Annotated in this window: 15 protein-coding genes; 5 read left to right on the top strand and 10 right to left on the bottom strand. The window is 73.3% G+C overall.

Annotated elements, in window-relative coordinates; translation table 11 throughout:
- The first annotated feature begins 2 nt into the window (after positions 1-2).
- Entirely contained in the window at positions 3-725 is a 723-nt protein-coding gene (locus EDF34_RS12260; protein WP_123371760.1) for a M50 family metallopeptidase, read from the top strand.
- Here EDF34_RS12260 and EDF34_RS12255 read toward each other — a convergent pair.
- Positions 712-1380, bottom strand: a complete 669-nt coding sequence (locus EDF34_RS12255; protein ID WP_123371759.1) for an HNH endonuclease family protein — start codon at positions 1378-1380, stop codon at positions 712-714. The two genes, EDF34_RS12260 and EDF34_RS12255, sit on opposite strands and share 14 nt — an antisense overlap.
- 102 nt (positions 1381-1482) lie before the next feature.
- Here EDF34_RS12255 and EDF34_RS12250 point away from each other — a divergent pair, with 102 nt between their 5' ends.
- Positions 1483-2220, top strand: coding sequence for an MIP/aquaporin family protein (locus EDF34_RS12250; protein ID WP_123371758.1), 738 nt, complete (start codon positions 1483-1485; stop codon positions 2218-2220).
- Here EDF34_RS12250 and EDF34_RS12245 read toward each other — a convergent pair.
- Positions 2209-2655 (bottom strand): nitroreductase family deazaflavin-dependent oxidoreductase, encoded by a 447-nt coding sequence (locus tag EDF34_RS12245; protein ID WP_123371757.1) that lies wholly within the window; start codon positions 2653-2655, stop codon positions 2209-2211. The two genes, EDF34_RS12250 and EDF34_RS12245, sit on opposite strands and share 12 nt — an antisense overlap.
- 71 nt (positions 2656-2726) lie before the next feature.
- Here EDF34_RS12245 and EDF34_RS17695 point away from each other — a divergent pair, with 71 nt between their 5' ends.
- Positions 2727-3350 (top strand): hypothetical protein, encoded by a 624-nt coding sequence (locus tag EDF34_RS17695; RefSeq protein WP_199737865.1) that lies wholly within the window; start codon positions 2727-2729, stop codon positions 3348-3350.
- 3 nt (positions 3351-3353) lie between these two features.
- On the opposite strand, the gene EDF34_RS12235 is transcribed toward EDF34_RS17695, so the two are convergent.
- The 7 genes from EDF34_RS12235 to EDF34_RS12205 form a co-directional block, all read right to left on the bottom strand.
- Positions 3354-4049 carry a uracil-DNA glycosylase gene (locus EDF34_RS12235; RefSeq protein ID WP_123371756.1) on the bottom strand — a complete coding sequence of 232 codons (696 nt, stop codon included), beginning with the start codon at positions 4047-4049 and terminating at the stop codon, positions 3354-3356.
- A complete protein-coding gene (locus EDF34_RS12230; protein WP_123371755.1) occupies positions 4049-4666 on the bottom strand; it encodes an L-threonylcarbamoyladenylate synthase in 618 nt (205 codons plus the stop codon). Before EDF34_RS12230 ends, EDF34_RS12235 begins: the two co-directional genes overlap by 1 nt.
- A 105-nt stretch (positions 4667-4771) precedes the next feature.
- On the bottom strand, positions 4772-5761 hold the full coding sequence (locus tag EDF34_RS12225; RefSeq protein WP_123371754.1) for an FKBP-type peptidyl-prolyl cis-trans isomerase: 990 nt from the start codon (positions 5759-5761) through the stop codon (positions 4772-4774).
- A 113-nt stretch (positions 5762-5874) separates the two neighbouring features.
- Positions 5875-9441: a bifunctional RecB family nuclease/DEAD/DEAH box helicase gene (locus EDF34_RS12220; protein ID WP_123371753.1), complete on the bottom strand. Its 3567-nt coding sequence runs from the start codon at positions 9439-9441 to the stop codon at positions 5875-5877.
- A gap of 42 nt (positions 9442-9483) precedes the next feature.
- Positions 9484-10188 carry a DUF2786 domain-containing protein gene (locus EDF34_RS12215; protein WP_123371752.1) on the bottom strand — a complete coding sequence of 235 codons (705 nt, stop codon included), beginning with the start codon at positions 10186-10188 and terminating at the stop codon, positions 9484-9486.
- An 88-nt stretch (positions 10189-10276) separates the two neighbouring features.
- A complete protein-coding gene (locus EDF34_RS12210) occupies positions 10277-10660 on the bottom strand; it encodes a PIN domain-containing protein (RefSeq protein WP_123371751.1) in 384 nt (127 codons plus the stop codon).
- Positions 10657-10905, bottom strand: coding sequence for a type II toxin-antitoxin system Phd/YefM family antitoxin (locus EDF34_RS12205; protein ID WP_123371750.1), 249 nt, complete (start codon positions 10903-10905; stop codon positions 10657-10659). The genes EDF34_RS12210 and EDF34_RS12205 overlap by 4 nt, the downstream gene beginning before the upstream one ends.
- 201 nt (positions 10906-11106) lie before the next feature.
- Between EDF34_RS12205 and EDF34_RS12200 the strand changes: the two genes are divergently transcribed.
- On the top strand, positions 11107-12177 hold the full coding sequence (locus tag EDF34_RS12200) for a Gfo/Idh/MocA family protein (RefSeq protein ID WP_123371749.1): 1071 nt from the start codon (positions 11107-11109) through the stop codon (positions 12175-12177).
- Positions 12177-12797: a YgjV family protein gene (locus tag EDF34_RS12195; protein ID WP_123371929.1), complete on the top strand. Its 621-nt coding sequence runs from the start codon at positions 12177-12179 to the stop codon at positions 12795-12797. Before EDF34_RS12200 ends, EDF34_RS12195 begins: the two co-directional genes overlap by 1 nt.
- Here the strand turns inward: EDF34_RS12195 and EDF34_RS12190 are convergent.
- Positions 12794-13063: a helix-turn-helix domain-containing protein gene (locus tag EDF34_RS12190; protein ID WP_123371748.1), complete on the bottom strand. Its 270-nt coding sequence runs from the start codon at positions 13061-13063 to the stop codon at positions 12794-12796. The genes EDF34_RS12195 and EDF34_RS12190 overlap by 4 nt on opposite strands.
- Between the last annotated feature and the right edge of the window lie 63 nt (positions 13064-13126).

The raw sequence follows: 13126 nt of genomic DNA, 5'->3' as shown, positions 1-13126 counted from the left end.
GGGTGGACTGGCTCTCCGACGTCTGGCACGACGTCACCACCCCGCAGCCCGCGCCCTCCACGACCGCCACGCTCGTCACGGCCGCCGTCGTGCTCGTCTGCCTGGTGGTCCCCACGGTGTGGCACATCGCCCGGCACGCCCTGACGATCGTGCACGAGGCGGCCCACGCGTTCGTGGCCGTCCTCGTCGGGCGGCGCCTGTCCGGCATCCGCGTGCACTCCGACACCTCCGGGCTGACCGTCTCGGTCGGCAAGCCGCGTGGGCCGGGCATGGTCGCGACCGCCGCGGCCGGCTACCCCGGCCCGGCGATCGTCGGCCTGGCGGCGGCCTGGTTCCTCTCGCTCGGGTACACGGTCGGGGTGCTGTGGGCGCTGCTGGTGCTCGTGGTCCTCGTGCTCGTGCAGATCCGGAACTGGTACGGGCTGTGGGCGGTGCTCGTCAGCGGCGCCGTGCTCGTCGTGGTCACCGTGTGGGGCTCGTCGGACGTGCAGGGCATCACCGCGCACGCCGTGACCTGGTTCCTGCTGCTGGGCGCGCCGCGCGCGGTGCTCGAGATGCAGTCGCAGCGCCGTGGCCTGCGCCGCGGCGGTCGTCAGGACACGTCCGACGCGGGCGCGCTCGGCCGCCTCACGCACCTGCCGGGCGGGTTCTGGGTCGCGGTGCTGCTGCTCGTCTGCCTGGGCGCGCTGGCGCTCGGCGGCTGGTGGCTGCTCAGCGCCCGATGACGCACCGGCCGAGCTCGCGCGCCAGCGCCGACCTCTCGTCGGGCGTGACCCACAGCCCGTAGGCCGCCTTCACGCGCACCTGCCGCACCGCGTACACGCAGCGGTACCCGACGGCCGGCGGCAGCCACGCGGACGCGTCGGACGCGCCCTTGTCCTGGTTGGCGCCCCCGTCCACCGCGAGCAGGTTCGCCGGGTCGTTGGCGAAGGACCGGCGTCGGGCGGCGCTCCACGACGCGGCCCCGGTCTGCCACGCGTCGGCGAGCGCGACGACGTGGTCGATCTGCACCGCGGCCGAGGCCGCGCCGCGTGCGAAGGCGATCTGCGTCCCGGTGTACGGGTCGTCGAGCGTGCCGCGCAGGACGACGCAGTCCTGCGTGACAGGCGCGGCCAGGTCCCGGGTCAGGACGTCGTTGCGCGTGTCGCAGCCGTTGCGGTCCTCGTCGGCCCACGCGGCGCCGAACTGCTCGCGCTCGTAGCCGTCGGACGAGCCGGGAGCTCGGACGGGCAGCGCGGCGAGCGCGGCACGGGCCGCGGCGAGGTCGGCCGCCGCGACGGGGAACTGCGCGGACGCGCGCGTGCGCGACCACCACGGACCGCCGAGCCCGACGACGAGGCAGCAGACCAGCAGCGCGGCCCACACCCAGCGCGCTCGCATGCCCCGACGATGCCGCGCGACGGCCGCCGCAGAGGCGCGGATCCACCTGTGGACGGCTCAAGGTCCTGGCCGGGCCGCGCCGCACCTGACAGGCTGACCTGCATGGACCCGTCCTACGACCTGTGGACCCGAGTCGCCTGCGAGTTCATCGGGACGGCGATCCTCATCATCCTCGGCAACGGCGCGGTCGCCAACGTGCACCTCAAGGGATCCAAGGGCTACGGCGGCGGCTGGTCGCTCATCGCGATGGGCTACGGGTTCGGCGTGATGATCCCCGCGGTGATGTTCGGAGGGATCAGCGGCAACCACATCAACCCGGCGTTCACGATCGGCCTGGCGACCTGGGGCCTGTTCCCGTGGTCGAACGTGGCTCCGTACATCGCGGCGCAGATGCTCGGCGCGATGGCGGGACAGGTGGCGATCGTCCTGACCCACAAGCCGTACTACGACCGGACGACGAGCACCGACGACGTGCTCGCCACGTTCTCGACGGTCAACGCCGCCCGCTCGCGCGTGAACGGCTTCGCCAACGAGCTGCTCGGGTCGGTCGTGCTGTTCTCCTGCGCGCTCGCCCTCGTGCACTCCCCGCTGACCGCGACCGAGCCCGCCGTCGCGCACGTCGCGATCGGCTTCCTGGTCTGGGGGCTGGTCGCCGGGCTGGGCGGCCCCACGGGACCTGCGCTCAACCCGGCGCGTGACCTGGGGCCGCGCATCGTGCACGCGCTGCTCCCGCTCAAGCACAAGGGCGGCTCAGACTTCCGCTACGGGTGGGTGCCCGTGGCCGCGCCGATCGTCGCCGGCGTGATCGGCGTCGGGGGCTGGAAGCTGCTACTCGGCTGACTCGACCGGCGTCAGCACGAACACGGGGATGAGCCGGTCGGTCTTGGTCTGGTAGCTCGCGTAGTCGGGCCAGCTCGCCACCGACCGTGCCCACCACTCGTCGCGCTCGGCGCCGGACGCCTCGTGCGCGAGGTAGTCGCGCTTGTCCGCGCCGTCCTGCAGCTCGACCAGCGGGTTCGCCACGAGGTTGTGGTACCAGAGCGGGTGCTCGGGCGCGCCGCCCTTGGACGCGACGACCGCGTAGGAGCCCTCGTGCTCGACGCGCATCAGCGCGGTCTTGCGGAGCTTCCCGCTCGTGGCGCCGAGGGTCGTGAGGACGATGATCGGCACGCCGCGCATCGTGTTGGCCTCGCGGCCGTCGGTGGCCTCGTAGGTCTCTGCCTGCGTGCGGGCGTGCTCGGACGTGCTGGGTGCGTACTCTCCGGTCAGCGGCATGCCGTCAGCAACGGATCGCCCGGGGCATGCATTCCCGTCAAGGCCGAGCCCGCACGTGCCGATGGATGCGCATGCGCTTCAACCCGCCCCCGAACTGGCCCGCCCCTCCCGAGGGCTGGGTCCCTCCCGCCGGCTGGACGCCGGACCCCTCGCTGCCGCCCCCGCCCCCGGGCTGGCGGCTGTGGATCGAGGGTGAGCCGCTGTCCTCCGTCACGGAGACCGACCACCAGCGCAAGCACGCCGTCCGGTCGTTCTGGATCGGCATCGCGTTCTTCGTCGCGAGCTCGGTGGCGATCTTCATCGCCTCGCGCAACGGCGGCGGCGTGATCTGGTACGGCGGGCTGATCGTCGGCATCGCGTCGCTCGTGCGTGCCGTCCTGAGCTACCGCGCCTCGCGCGCGTCCGGCGGCCCGGCCCTGACGAGCCGCTCGATGGCGGTCGTCGGCATCGCGGTGCTCGTCAGCGTGGTGGCGGCCGGCGTCGCCGCGAGCTCCTGGGTGGAGTCGGCGAACCTCACCGCGACCGTCGGCTCGTGCTGGAAGCTCGACGGGGACGACGCCGTCGCCGTGCCGTGCTCGGCGTCGCACTCCTACCGCGCGATCGCCGAGGTCACGGACGAGTCGCAGTGCCCGCAGCAGTACGTCGGCACGGTCGAGGGTGACGCCGGCAAGCTCCTGTGCATGGCCGACGACTGACGGTCAGGCGCCCTCCGACAGCGCGCGAGCCCGCAGCAGCACGGCGTCGAGCATGTCCGGGGTCAGGCGGCCGGTGAAGGTGTTCTGCTGGCTCACGTGGAAGCAGCCCAGCAGCGTGAGCCTCGTCGCGCCGCGGGTGACCACCAGCTCGACGCCGTGCCCGAACGCGGGACGCGGCCGTGGCACGTCCCAGCCGAGGTCGCGCAGCGTGGCGAGCAGCGCCTGCCAGCCGAAGCCGCCCAGGACCACGACGACCGCCGGGTCGACGATCTCGAGCTCGCGGGCGAGGAACGGCGCGCACGTGCGGCGCTCGTCGGGCGTCGGTGCGTTGTCCGGCGGGGCGCAGCGCACCGGGGCCGTCGCGCGGATGTCGGTGAGGGTCAGGCCGTCACCGACGCGCGTCGACGTCGCCTGCGAGGCGAAGCCGGTGCGGTGCATCGCGGCGAACAGGAAGTCCCCCGAGCGGTCGCCGGTGAACATCCGGCCGGTCCGGTTCGCGCCGTGCGCTGCCGGAGCGAGGCCGACGACGAGCACCCGGGCGTGCGGGTCGCCGAAGCCCGGGACGGGGCGCGCCCAGTAGGTCTCGTCGCGGAAGGCGGCCCGGCGCACCCCGCCGACCTCCTCGCGCCACGCGACCAGCCGCGGGCACCTGCGGCAGGCGACGACCTCGGCGTCGAGGTCGGCCAGCGCGTCGGGCATCAGAACCGGTCGGGGTCGCCCGCCCCGACGCGCACCACCTCGGGCGTGCCGTCGGTCCAGTCGACGACGGTGGTCGGCGCCGTCCCGCAGTCACCGGCGTCGACGACCGCGTCGAGCGCGTCGTCCAGCTCCTCCTTGATCTGCCAGCCCTCGGTCATCGGCCAGTCGTGGCCGGGCATCAGCAGCGTGCTCGACAGGAGGGGCTCGCCGAGCTCCCGCAGGATCGCGGACACCACGGGGTGGTCCGGGATGCGCACCCCGACGGAGCGCTTCTTCGCATGCGCGAGCCGGCGCGGCACCTCGGGCGTCGCGAGCAGGATGAACGTGTACGGGCCGGGCGTCGCGGCCTTGATCGCGCGGAACGCGCTGTTGTCGAGGTGCACCAGCTGGCCGAGCTGGGCGAAGTCCGCGCACACGAGCGTGAAGTGGTGGCGGTCGTCGAGGTGGCGGATCTTGCGGATCCGCTCGGCGCCCTGGTGGTTGTCGATCCGCGTGCCCAGCGCGTAGCAGGAGTCCGTCGGGTAGGCGATGACGCCGTCCTTGCGCAGGATGTCGACCACATGGGCGATCGATCGCGGCTGGGGGTTCTCGGGGTGGACGTCCAGGTAGCGCGCCATGCTGCGAGCGTACGAGCACCCGCGGGCGGCCGCGACCAGGCATGCGAACGGCCCGCGGCCCCACCCCGTGCAGGGGCGGGCCCGCGGGCCGTGGTGCAGCGTGGGTCAGCTGGCGTCGAGGATGTCGACGACGAAGACGAGCGTCGAGTTCGCCGGGATGCTCCCCTGGGCGGTGTCGCCGTAGCCCTTGTCCGGCGGCACGACCAGCAGCACCTGGCTGCCGACGGTCTGGCCGACGAGGCCCTCGTTCCAGCCCGCGATGACGCTGGCCTCGCCGATGTTGGTCACGTCGTACGTGTCCGGCGTGCGCGTCCAGGAGGAGTCGAACGCCGTGCCGTCCCAGGTCCAGCCCGAGTACTTGACGGTGACGGTCTGGCCCTTCTTGACCTCGGCACCCTTGCCCTTGATGAGCGGCTGGGCGACGAGCGTCGTCGGCGCCTTCTCCGTCGAGGCCTTGATGGTGGGCTCGCCGGTGTCGCTCAGCGTGACGGTCGGCAGACCCGCCTTGGGGGCGACCGCGTCGCCCTCGGCGCGGGTCGGGATCGTCTTGGCCCCGACGACCTCGAGCGCGAACACCTGGGTCGCGGCGGCGGTCGTGGCCGTGGCCGCGGACGGGGCCGCGAAGGTCAGGCGGACGCCGACGTGCGTGCCCTTGAGGGCGGCGTCGAGCTCGGGGATCTGCGTCGCGCCGGCCGTGAACGACTCCGCGCTGTCGGGGTAGCTCGACTGCAGGACCGAGCCGTCGGCACCCGAGATCGCCACGATCTGCACGCTCAGGTGCTGACCGTCCTTGATCTCGTCGCCGTCGCCGTCCTTGACGACGTTCACGACGAGGCCGCCCACGGAGAAGGGCTTCTCGGGGAGCGTGACCTTCGGCTCCTTGCCGGCGTCACCCACGACCGTGATCTTCTTCACCGAGGCGACGTCCGCGGCGCTCGCTGTCGCGGTCGTCGGCTGCGGGGAGCTGCTCGACGAGGCCGTCGGCGAAGCGGTCGACCCGTCACCGGAGTCGGTGCCGCACGCGGCGAGCGTGGCGGCGAGGGTCAGGGCGAGGGCACCGGCGGCCAGGCCGCGGGCTCGTGTCGTGCTGCGCACGAGGTACTCCGTCGTTTCGGGGGCTCCACCCCGGCGACGAGGCGGCGGACCACGGAACCGTACGCGATGAACCTGGACGTGCGCTGAGCGAGCCGCATGATGACGCGGTTCGCTCACGCCGCCGGGCTGCCCAGCCCGAGGAAGGCGCCGAGCTCCGCGAGCTGCTCGGGGCGCGTCGGGAGGTAGTCCGTCAGCGTGCGGGACCGGACGACGACGGCGCACCACTGGGCGCGGGAGATCGCCACGTTGACGCGGTTGCGGTTGATGAGGAACTCCATGCCCCGGGGTACGTCGTCGGGCGACGAGGCAGCCGTGGTCAGCAGGGCGACGGGAGCCTCCTGACCCTGGAACTTGTCGACGGTGCCGACCCTCACCCCTCCCAGGCCCGCGTCCCGCAGAGCGCGAGCCACCGTGGCCACCTGTGCGTTGTAGGGGGCGACGACGAGAACGTCCGCGCTGGTCAGCGGCCGGTCGACGCCCCTCGCCGGGTCGCGCCAGCGGCGGCCGACGACCGCCCGGACCTGCTCGACGACGACAGCCGCCTCCGCCGCGGAGCTCACCGCGTCGCCGTCGTGGTCGACGAGCAGCACCCGGACTCCCGGCTCGATCCCCTCGAGCTCGCGGTCCGCGGTCTGGGGCACGCAGGTCAGGCGGTCCTCGTAGGACAGCCGGCTCACGGCGGCCGTGAGCGCGGGGTGCATCCGCCAGGTGCGGTCGAGGAAGTAGCCGAGCTCGTCGGGCAGGGTGTCGTGGCCGTCCGCGAGCCAGCCGAGGGCCGAGCGGTCGACGGGGAACGGGTGCGAGCCCTGGCTGACCTGCGGCAGCTGCTGCGGGTCGCCGAGCAGCAGGAGGTTGCGCGCGGCGCCCGAGACGGCCACCACGTTCGCCAGCGCGAACTGCCCGGCCTCGTCGACGACGAGCAGGTCGAGGGGCTCGTCGGGCAGGCGTTTGGCGTTGACGAAGTCCCAGGTCGTGCCGCCGACGACGTACCCGGCACCCGCGGCCGACGCGTAGAACGTGCCGTAGTCCGAGTCGGTCGGGACCGGCCGCCACGGGACGTCCGCGTCCTTGTCCTTGCTCCGCTTCGCGATCCGCTCCGGCGGGAAGCCGGCCGCGATGACCGACTCGAGCATGTTCGCGATGACCGCGTGCGACTGCGCGACGACGCCGACGCGCCACCCCTGCATCGCGAGCTGCGCGATCACGTGCCCGCCCGTGTAGGTCTTGCCCGTCCCGGGCGGGCCCTGCACGGCGAGGTAGGAGCGGTCGAGGTCCAGGACCGCGGCCGTGATCGCCTCGGTGGTGCCCTCGGCGTCCTCCGGGCGAGGCAGCGGGAGGCCGGACAGGGTGCGGGGCGGGACGCGGCGCAGGATGTCGAGCGCCGCGTGCTGCGGCAGCCGCGGGAGGCCGTCCGCGACGCGGGCCGCGAGCTCGCGGATCGCGGCGGCGATCCCCGTCGTGACGGGTGGCGAGCCGGGGGTGAGCGCCATGGGCAGCTCGTCGCCTCGCTCGGCGTCGGGGGCGATCGACTCACGGATCGTGACGACGTCCCACGCGCCGTTCGGCGCACGGTGATCGTCGACGGTCTCCACGCTCAGGACCTCGGAGCCGGTCGCGCCGCGCAACCCGTTGCTCGGCACGTTCGTGAACGACGGTGGCCCGTCGTAGAGCGCGAAGGGCTTGGCTCCGGCCTTGATCTCGCTCCCGGGCTCGAGCGTCCCGCGGATGCTGAGCTCGCGTCGGGGCCGCTTGGCCCTCGCCGTCGTGTGCCAGTCGGCGACCACCTCGACCGGACCGGTGACCAGCAGCGTCGACCGGGCGTCCGACCACTCGTCGACCGGGTCCCGGAACCGCGCGAAGTGCGCCCACCAGAACGGCTTGTCGTCGCGCCGGTGGTAGGCCAGGCACGCGCCGAGCAGCTCGAGCGCGTGCGCGTCGCGCTCGCGGGCGGCCGGTTCGACAGTCCCCGTGCCCGCCCCGCCGCGCAGCCCCGCCGCCGCGGCCAGCAGGCGCTCCTCGAGCTCGTCGACCTCCGGGTCGGCTCCGTCACCAGGCCCGGCCTGGCCGTCGTCGTCGCTCCCCGACGTCCCGCTCCCGGGCGGCCGGTCGACCTGCTCGAGCAGGAAGTTCCGCAGCCGCAGCGTCGAGACGCAGTCGTACTCGTTGTAGTCGGCGATCTCCCCGAGCCGACGCCGCCACTCGTCGTCGTGCCCGGCGTCGCGCTCGGCGCAGGCCTCGGCGTACTCGACGATCGAGGCCGCTGCGTTGGTCACGTCGCTCTCGCGCAGGTGGTCACCCATGTACAGCGGCTCGAGCTTCTTCAGCGAGTACGAGGCGGCGCCCACCCGCAGCGAGTGCCGCACGGTCGCATACAGGTCGACGAGCAGGCCGGTCCTCGCCCAGCCGTCGATGACGTCCTCGTACACGCCGTGCCGGCCGGCCAGCCGGTGCAGCGCCGTCTTCTCGTACGGCGCGTAGTGGTAGACGTGCAGATCAGGGTGCTGGGCGAGGCGAGCCTGCACGTACTGGACGAACTCCACCAGGGCGGCGCGCTCCTGCGCGCGGTCGTGCGCCCAGAAAGGCACGAACCTCGGCTCCTCCTCGCCGGCAGGGGCCTCGACCACGCCGAACAGGTACTCGAGGCCCCAGTCCGCGGGCGAGTCGGCGGGCACCGAGTCGTCGGTCCACAGGGGGTCGCCCTCGAAGTCGAAGAAGATGTCGCCCGCACTCGGGGCCGGCAGCGAGACGATCGCCGCGGGGTCGATCACCTCGAACGCGAGCGGGGCCCGGTCCGGGTCCTCGCGCGTCGCGCCGCCCGGGCCGACCTGCAGGCGCGCCTGCAGCCGCAGCGCTCCGAGCGTCGTGGCGCTGAGCCCGTCGACCGGCTCGGTGGACGCGGCGAGCGTGTCGATGGTGTCGATGCCGGCGGCAGCGAGCCGCGCCCGCTGCGTCCTGCGCATGCCCGCGACCAGCAGGACGTCGCGCGACGCGGCGACCTCGGGAGCGCACACGTCGCAGGTCCCGCACGCGGCGTACCGCTCGTCGCGCCACCGCAGCGGCGACTCGTCCGCCCGTCGTTCGGCGAGCAGGGCCTCCAGCCGCGCGCGCCGGTCCCGGTAGACGGGCAGCAGGTCGGCGAGCCGGTGGCTGGAGACCGTGCGGTCGCCGAGCACCAGGTGGACCTCGTCGGCCGTCGGGACGCCGGCACGCACCAGCTGGTCCGCGTACGCGGCGAGCTGGACGAGGGCCGTCGTCTTCGCGCTGCGGGCGAGCTTGGTGTCGTGCACCGCGTAGCGGCCGTCGGCCTGCCGGACGACGAAGTCGGCCCACCCGCTGAACGTGCCGTCGAAGAACCCCGCCTGGTAGACGACGGGAGCGCCGGACCGCAGGGCCGCGAGCGTCCGCTCCTGGACGTCGACCAGCGCGGCGCGCTCGGTCGCGTGCTCCCACGTCGGCCGGGCGATCCGGACCACGTCCGAGCCGTACCCGGCGAGCACCTGCTGCTCGTGGACCTCGCCGAGCGTGGCGACCCGCGCCAGCATCGCGTCCGCCCCGAGCTGCACAGGAGCCGCGCGTCCCAGGCGCGCGTCGAGCGCGCGCACGACCGCGAACTCGCAGGTCGCGGCGTGGGTGAGGTCGCTGGGGCTCAGGACGAGCCCGCCGTCATCGAGGAGGAGCACACCGCGACCGTATCGGCGCCCACCGACGTGCGGCCCGGGCCGTCACGCCCCGAGCGCCCTCGTCGTCGACGGGTCGACCTTGCGCCCCGAGACCGCGATGTCCGCCCGCGCACCGGCGGCGGCGCCGGCGGACCAGCCCACCCCGCTCAGCCGGCGCCGGGACGTGCGCACCTGCGGGAACGCCTCCGACAGGGCGGCGTCGACCCGGGTGTCGCGCGCCGCCACGACGAGCGCGCTCGACGTGCCCTCCGCCTCGGCCTCGGTGAGCACCTCGGCGTAGAACGCCGTGAGCCGGTCCGCGACGACGATCGTGAACCCGGCGGCGAACGCTCGCTTGTCGCTCGCCGTCCCCCCGTGCGCGTACATCTCCGCGAGCATCTGCGGCTCGAGGGAGTCGGCGAGCACCGCGGCCATCGACATGTCCGACGCGAACCCGAACGCCACGTGCTCGGTCGCACCGCCGCGCCGCACCCGCAGCGAGCGGCACCCGAACGCCCCGTAGACCGCGGACCGCAGCGCGAGCCGGTCCAGCACCCACGAGCCGACGATCTCGGTGTCGGTGCGGATCGGCTCGTGCGCCTCCTCGCGCGTCATCCGCACGCTCGCCTCGTCGATGCTGTGCCGCAGCATGAGCTTCTCCGCGCGGCTGCGGGCCAGCTCGCGCTCGGCCTCGTGCGGAGACCCGCCGTCGGCGATGGCCAGCAGCGTGCGGATCAGGGCCTGCGTCTGGTCGAACGACTTCGGCATCGGGTACTCCTCGGGTCTGCGAGAGCGTCACGGTACGAGCCGGGTCCGACACGTGGCCCGGCGGGCAGCAGTGGGTGGGCGGCGGGAGTCAGACCGCCGGGATCACGTCCACGATCCCCTCGAGCCCGACGAGGTCGACGGTGTGGTGCGTGACGAGCGCGGCGCCGTGCGCGTGCGCCGTGGCGGCGATCAACAGGTCGAGGCTGCGCGCTCGCGGTTGCCTGCCGGCAGCAACGACCGCTGCGGAGATCAGCCCAAAGCTCGAGGCCACCTCCGCGTCGACAGGAAGCGGATCGAACCGGCGCTCGACGTAGCTCAGCACGCGGAGTCGCCGAGCGCGCGCGGCACTGCTGTCCGCGGCGAGGACGCCGAAGTTCAGCTCCGCAAGGCTGACCACGCTGACGGCGAGCTCTGCATCGATGGCGTCGAGTCGGCCCTCGATCAGGACACTCGTGTCGAGGACGACCCTCATGCGGAGGCGAAGGGGTCGCGCAGACCGTGGTCGAGCTGGTCGCTCTCGGCCCGGAGGCTGTCGTCGGCTTCGTGACCGAACAGGTCCGCCACCTCGTCGTAGTGCAACCACGTCCGACGGCCCAGCGGTGCGAGTTCGGCGACCTCACGGCCGTTGACCGAGACGCGGAGTCGTTCGCCTGCCTCCACGCGCCGGAGCACCGCGCTCGCGTTCTGGCGTAGCTCGCGTACTCCGACGACGTCCATGGTCAGCGACGGTAGCACTTGTGCTACATCTGGGCTTGGCGCTCGAATTCTCATGGCTTGAGACTGCCCTCAGCTCGAGCCTTGCCGATGCCGAGCGCGGAATCTGTGGAAGGCAGAGCCCGCGGCGGGGGCTGTGGTCGGCTCGACGACGTGCGACGGATAGCCTCGCAGGACTGGTACGACCGACGACGAGGACGGTTCATGGCTCCCATCAGGTTCGGCGTGGTCGGCAGCGGCTGGCGCGCAGAGTTCTTCGTGCGGATGGCACGGCTCCTGCCCGAGCAGCTCGCCTGCGTGGGCGTCGTGACGCGCACCGCCGAGCGCGGCGCCGAGGTCGAGCGCCTGTGGGGCGTGCCGACCGTGCGCACCGCGGCGGAGCTGGCGGCGCCCGAGCTCGTCGTCGTCGCGACGCCGTGGCCCGTGACGCCCGACGCGATCCGCGAGCTGGTCGCCCGCGGCGTTCCGGTCCTGGCCGAGACGCCCCCGGCGCCGGACGCCGACGGCCTGCGCGCGCTGTGGGGCGACGTGGGCGCGTCAGGCCTCGTGCAGGTCGCCGAGCACAGCCCGTTCATGCCGGCGCACGCGGCGCGGCTCGCCGCGGTGCTGGGTGGGATCCTCGGTGAGGCGAGCAGCGTACAGATCTCGTCGACGCACCTGTACCACGCGGTCGGGCTGATCCGTCGGTTCCTCGGGGTGGGCTTCGACGAGGTCACCGTCCGCGCGACGACGACGACCGAACGGCTGCTCGACCCGGTCGGCCGGGACGGCTTCACCGGCGCGAGCGAGCCCCGCGAGGCATGGAACATCCTGGCCACGCTCGACTTCGGCCAGGGCCGCAGCGCGCTGTACGACTTCACCGACAACCAGTGGCACAACCCGCTGCGCACCAACCGGATCGTGGTCCGCGGCTCGCACGGCGAGCTGGTCGACGACGCCGTCACGCGCTGGGTCGACGAGCGCACCATCCTCACGTCGACGTTCAACCGCAGGGTCTCCGGCCTCGAGCAGAACCTCGACGGGTTCGACCTCGAGCACATCAGCCTCGACGGGCGAGTCCTGTACCGGAACGAGTTCCACGGTGCGCGCCTCGCCGACGACGACCTCGCGGTCGCCGGCATCCTGGCCGCCACCGGGGCGTGGGTCCGCGGCGAGGCCGAGCAGCCCTACCCGCTGGCGGACGGCTGCCAGGACCACCTGCTCGGCCTGGCGATCGAGGAGGCCGGCCGCACCGGTGAGCCGGTCACCACCGCGCGCGAAGCGTGGGCGAGCTGATGCCCTGGTTCGACCTGCTGGGCTGGGTCGGGTCGCTCCTGGTGATCCTGTCCCTCATGCAGGCGCGCGTGCTGCGGTTCCGCTGGATGAACCTCGTCGGCGCGGCGCTCGCGACGGGCTACAACGCCGCCATCGGCGTGTGGCCCTTCGCGGTCATGAACGGCGTCATCACGATCATCGACGTCTACTGGGTGATCCGGCTGCAGCGCGAGCGCAACGACGACGTGACCTACGAGGTCATCGAGGTGGGCACCGACGACGCGCTGTGGCGCCACATCCTGGCCGTGCACCGCGACGACATCGCCACGTTCGGCCCCGACACCCTCGACCCGGTGGGCGACGACCGTTCGGTGTGGGTCGTCGCGCGCAAGGACGAGGCGGTCGGGATGGTCGTCGTGCGCGACGCGGGCAACGGTGTCGGCCGCGTCGAGATGGACTACGTGACGCCCCGGTTCCGCGACTTCACCCCGGGGCAGTACGTCTACCAGCGCAGCGGGGTGTTCGCGGCGAAGGGCTTCCAGACGCTCGAGCACGGCGACAACGCCCAGGCCCGCACGTACCTGACGCGGGTGGGCTTCCACCGCGAGGGCGAGGTGTGGACCCGCCCGGTCGCGGCCTAGGAAGCCAGCCGGCCCGACGCCGCGGGATCGCTGATCTCGGCCCACACCGCGTCGAGCGACAGCCCGAGCACGTCGGCGATCGCCGCGATCGTCGGGAACGCGGGGGTGGCGACGCGGCCCGACTCGATCTTGCGCAGCGTCTCGGGCGAGACTCCCGCGTCGAGCGCGGTCTCCAGGATGGAGCGCGAGCCGCGGGCCCGGCGCAGCAGGGCGCCCAGGCGCTGCCCGCGCTCGAGCTCGGCAGTGGTGAGCGGCAGTCGAACCATGAGCCGATAGTAATACCGGGATAGTATGGCCGGGATAGTTATTGGTAGGACGACGAAGAAGGC

Origin of the sequence: Cellulomonas sp. PhB150 (genome assembly GCF_003755175.1) — a bacterium.
Lineage (GTDB): Bacteria > Actinomycetota > Actinomycetes > Actinomycetales > Cellulomonadaceae > Cellulomonas.
Note: the sequence above shows the minus strand (reverse complement) of the source record. Positions and strands in the feature narration are given on the sequence as shown.

What these genes read in the sequence shown, in the direction of transcription:
- EDF34_RS12200 (WP_123371749.1), top strand. Translation starts at nt 11,107, where the DNA reads ATGGCTCCCATCAGGTTCGGCGTGGTCGGCAGCGGCTGGCGCGCAGAG.
- EDF34_RS12245 (WP_123371757.1), bottom strand. Translation starts at nt 2,655, where the DNA reads ATGCCGCTGACCGGAGAGTACGCACCCAGCACGTCCGAGCACGCCCGC.
- EDF34_RS12235 (WP_123371756.1), bottom strand. Translation starts at nt 4,049, where the DNA reads ATGCCCGACGCGCTGGCCGACCTCGACGCCGAGGTCGTCGCCTGCCGC.
- EDF34_RS12190 (WP_123371748.1), bottom strand. Translation starts at nt 13,063, where the DNA reads ATGGTTCGACTGCCGCTCACCACTGCCGAGCTCGAGCGCGGGCAGCGC.
- EDF34_RS12205 (WP_123371750.1), bottom strand. Translation starts at nt 10,905, where the DNA reads ATGGACGTCGTCGGAGTACGCGAGCTACGCCAGAACGCGAGCGCGGTG.
- EDF34_RS12230 (WP_123371755.1), bottom strand. Translation starts at nt 4,666, where the DNA reads ATGGCGCGCTACCTGGACGTCCACCCCGAGAACCCCCAGCCGCGATCG.
- EDF34_RS12255 (WP_123371759.1), bottom strand. Translation starts at nt 1,380, where the DNA reads ATGCGAGCGCGCTGGGTGTGGGCCGCGCTGCTGGTCTGCTGCCTCGTC.
- EDF34_RS12250 (WP_123371758.1), top strand. Translation starts at nt 1,483, where the DNA reads ATGGACCCGTCCTACGACCTGTGGACCCGAGTCGCCTGCGAGTTCATC.
- EDF34_RS12210 (WP_123371751.1), bottom strand. Translation starts at nt 10,660, where the DNA reads ATGAGGGTCGTCCTCGACACGAGTGTCCTGATCGAGGGCCGACTCGAC.
- EDF34_RS12215 (WP_123371752.1), bottom strand. Translation starts at nt 10,188, where the DNA reads ATGCCGAAGTCGTTCGACCAGACGCAGGCCCTGATCCGCACGCTGCTG.
- EDF34_RS12195 (WP_123371929.1), top strand. Translation starts at nt 12,177, where the DNA reads ATGCCCTGGTTCGACCTGCTGGGCTGGGTCGGGTCGCTCCTGGTGATC.
- EDF34_RS17695 (WP_199737865.1), top strand. Translation starts at nt 2,727, where the DNA reads ATGCGCTTCAACCCGCCCCCGAACTGGCCCGCCCCTCCCGAGGGCTGG.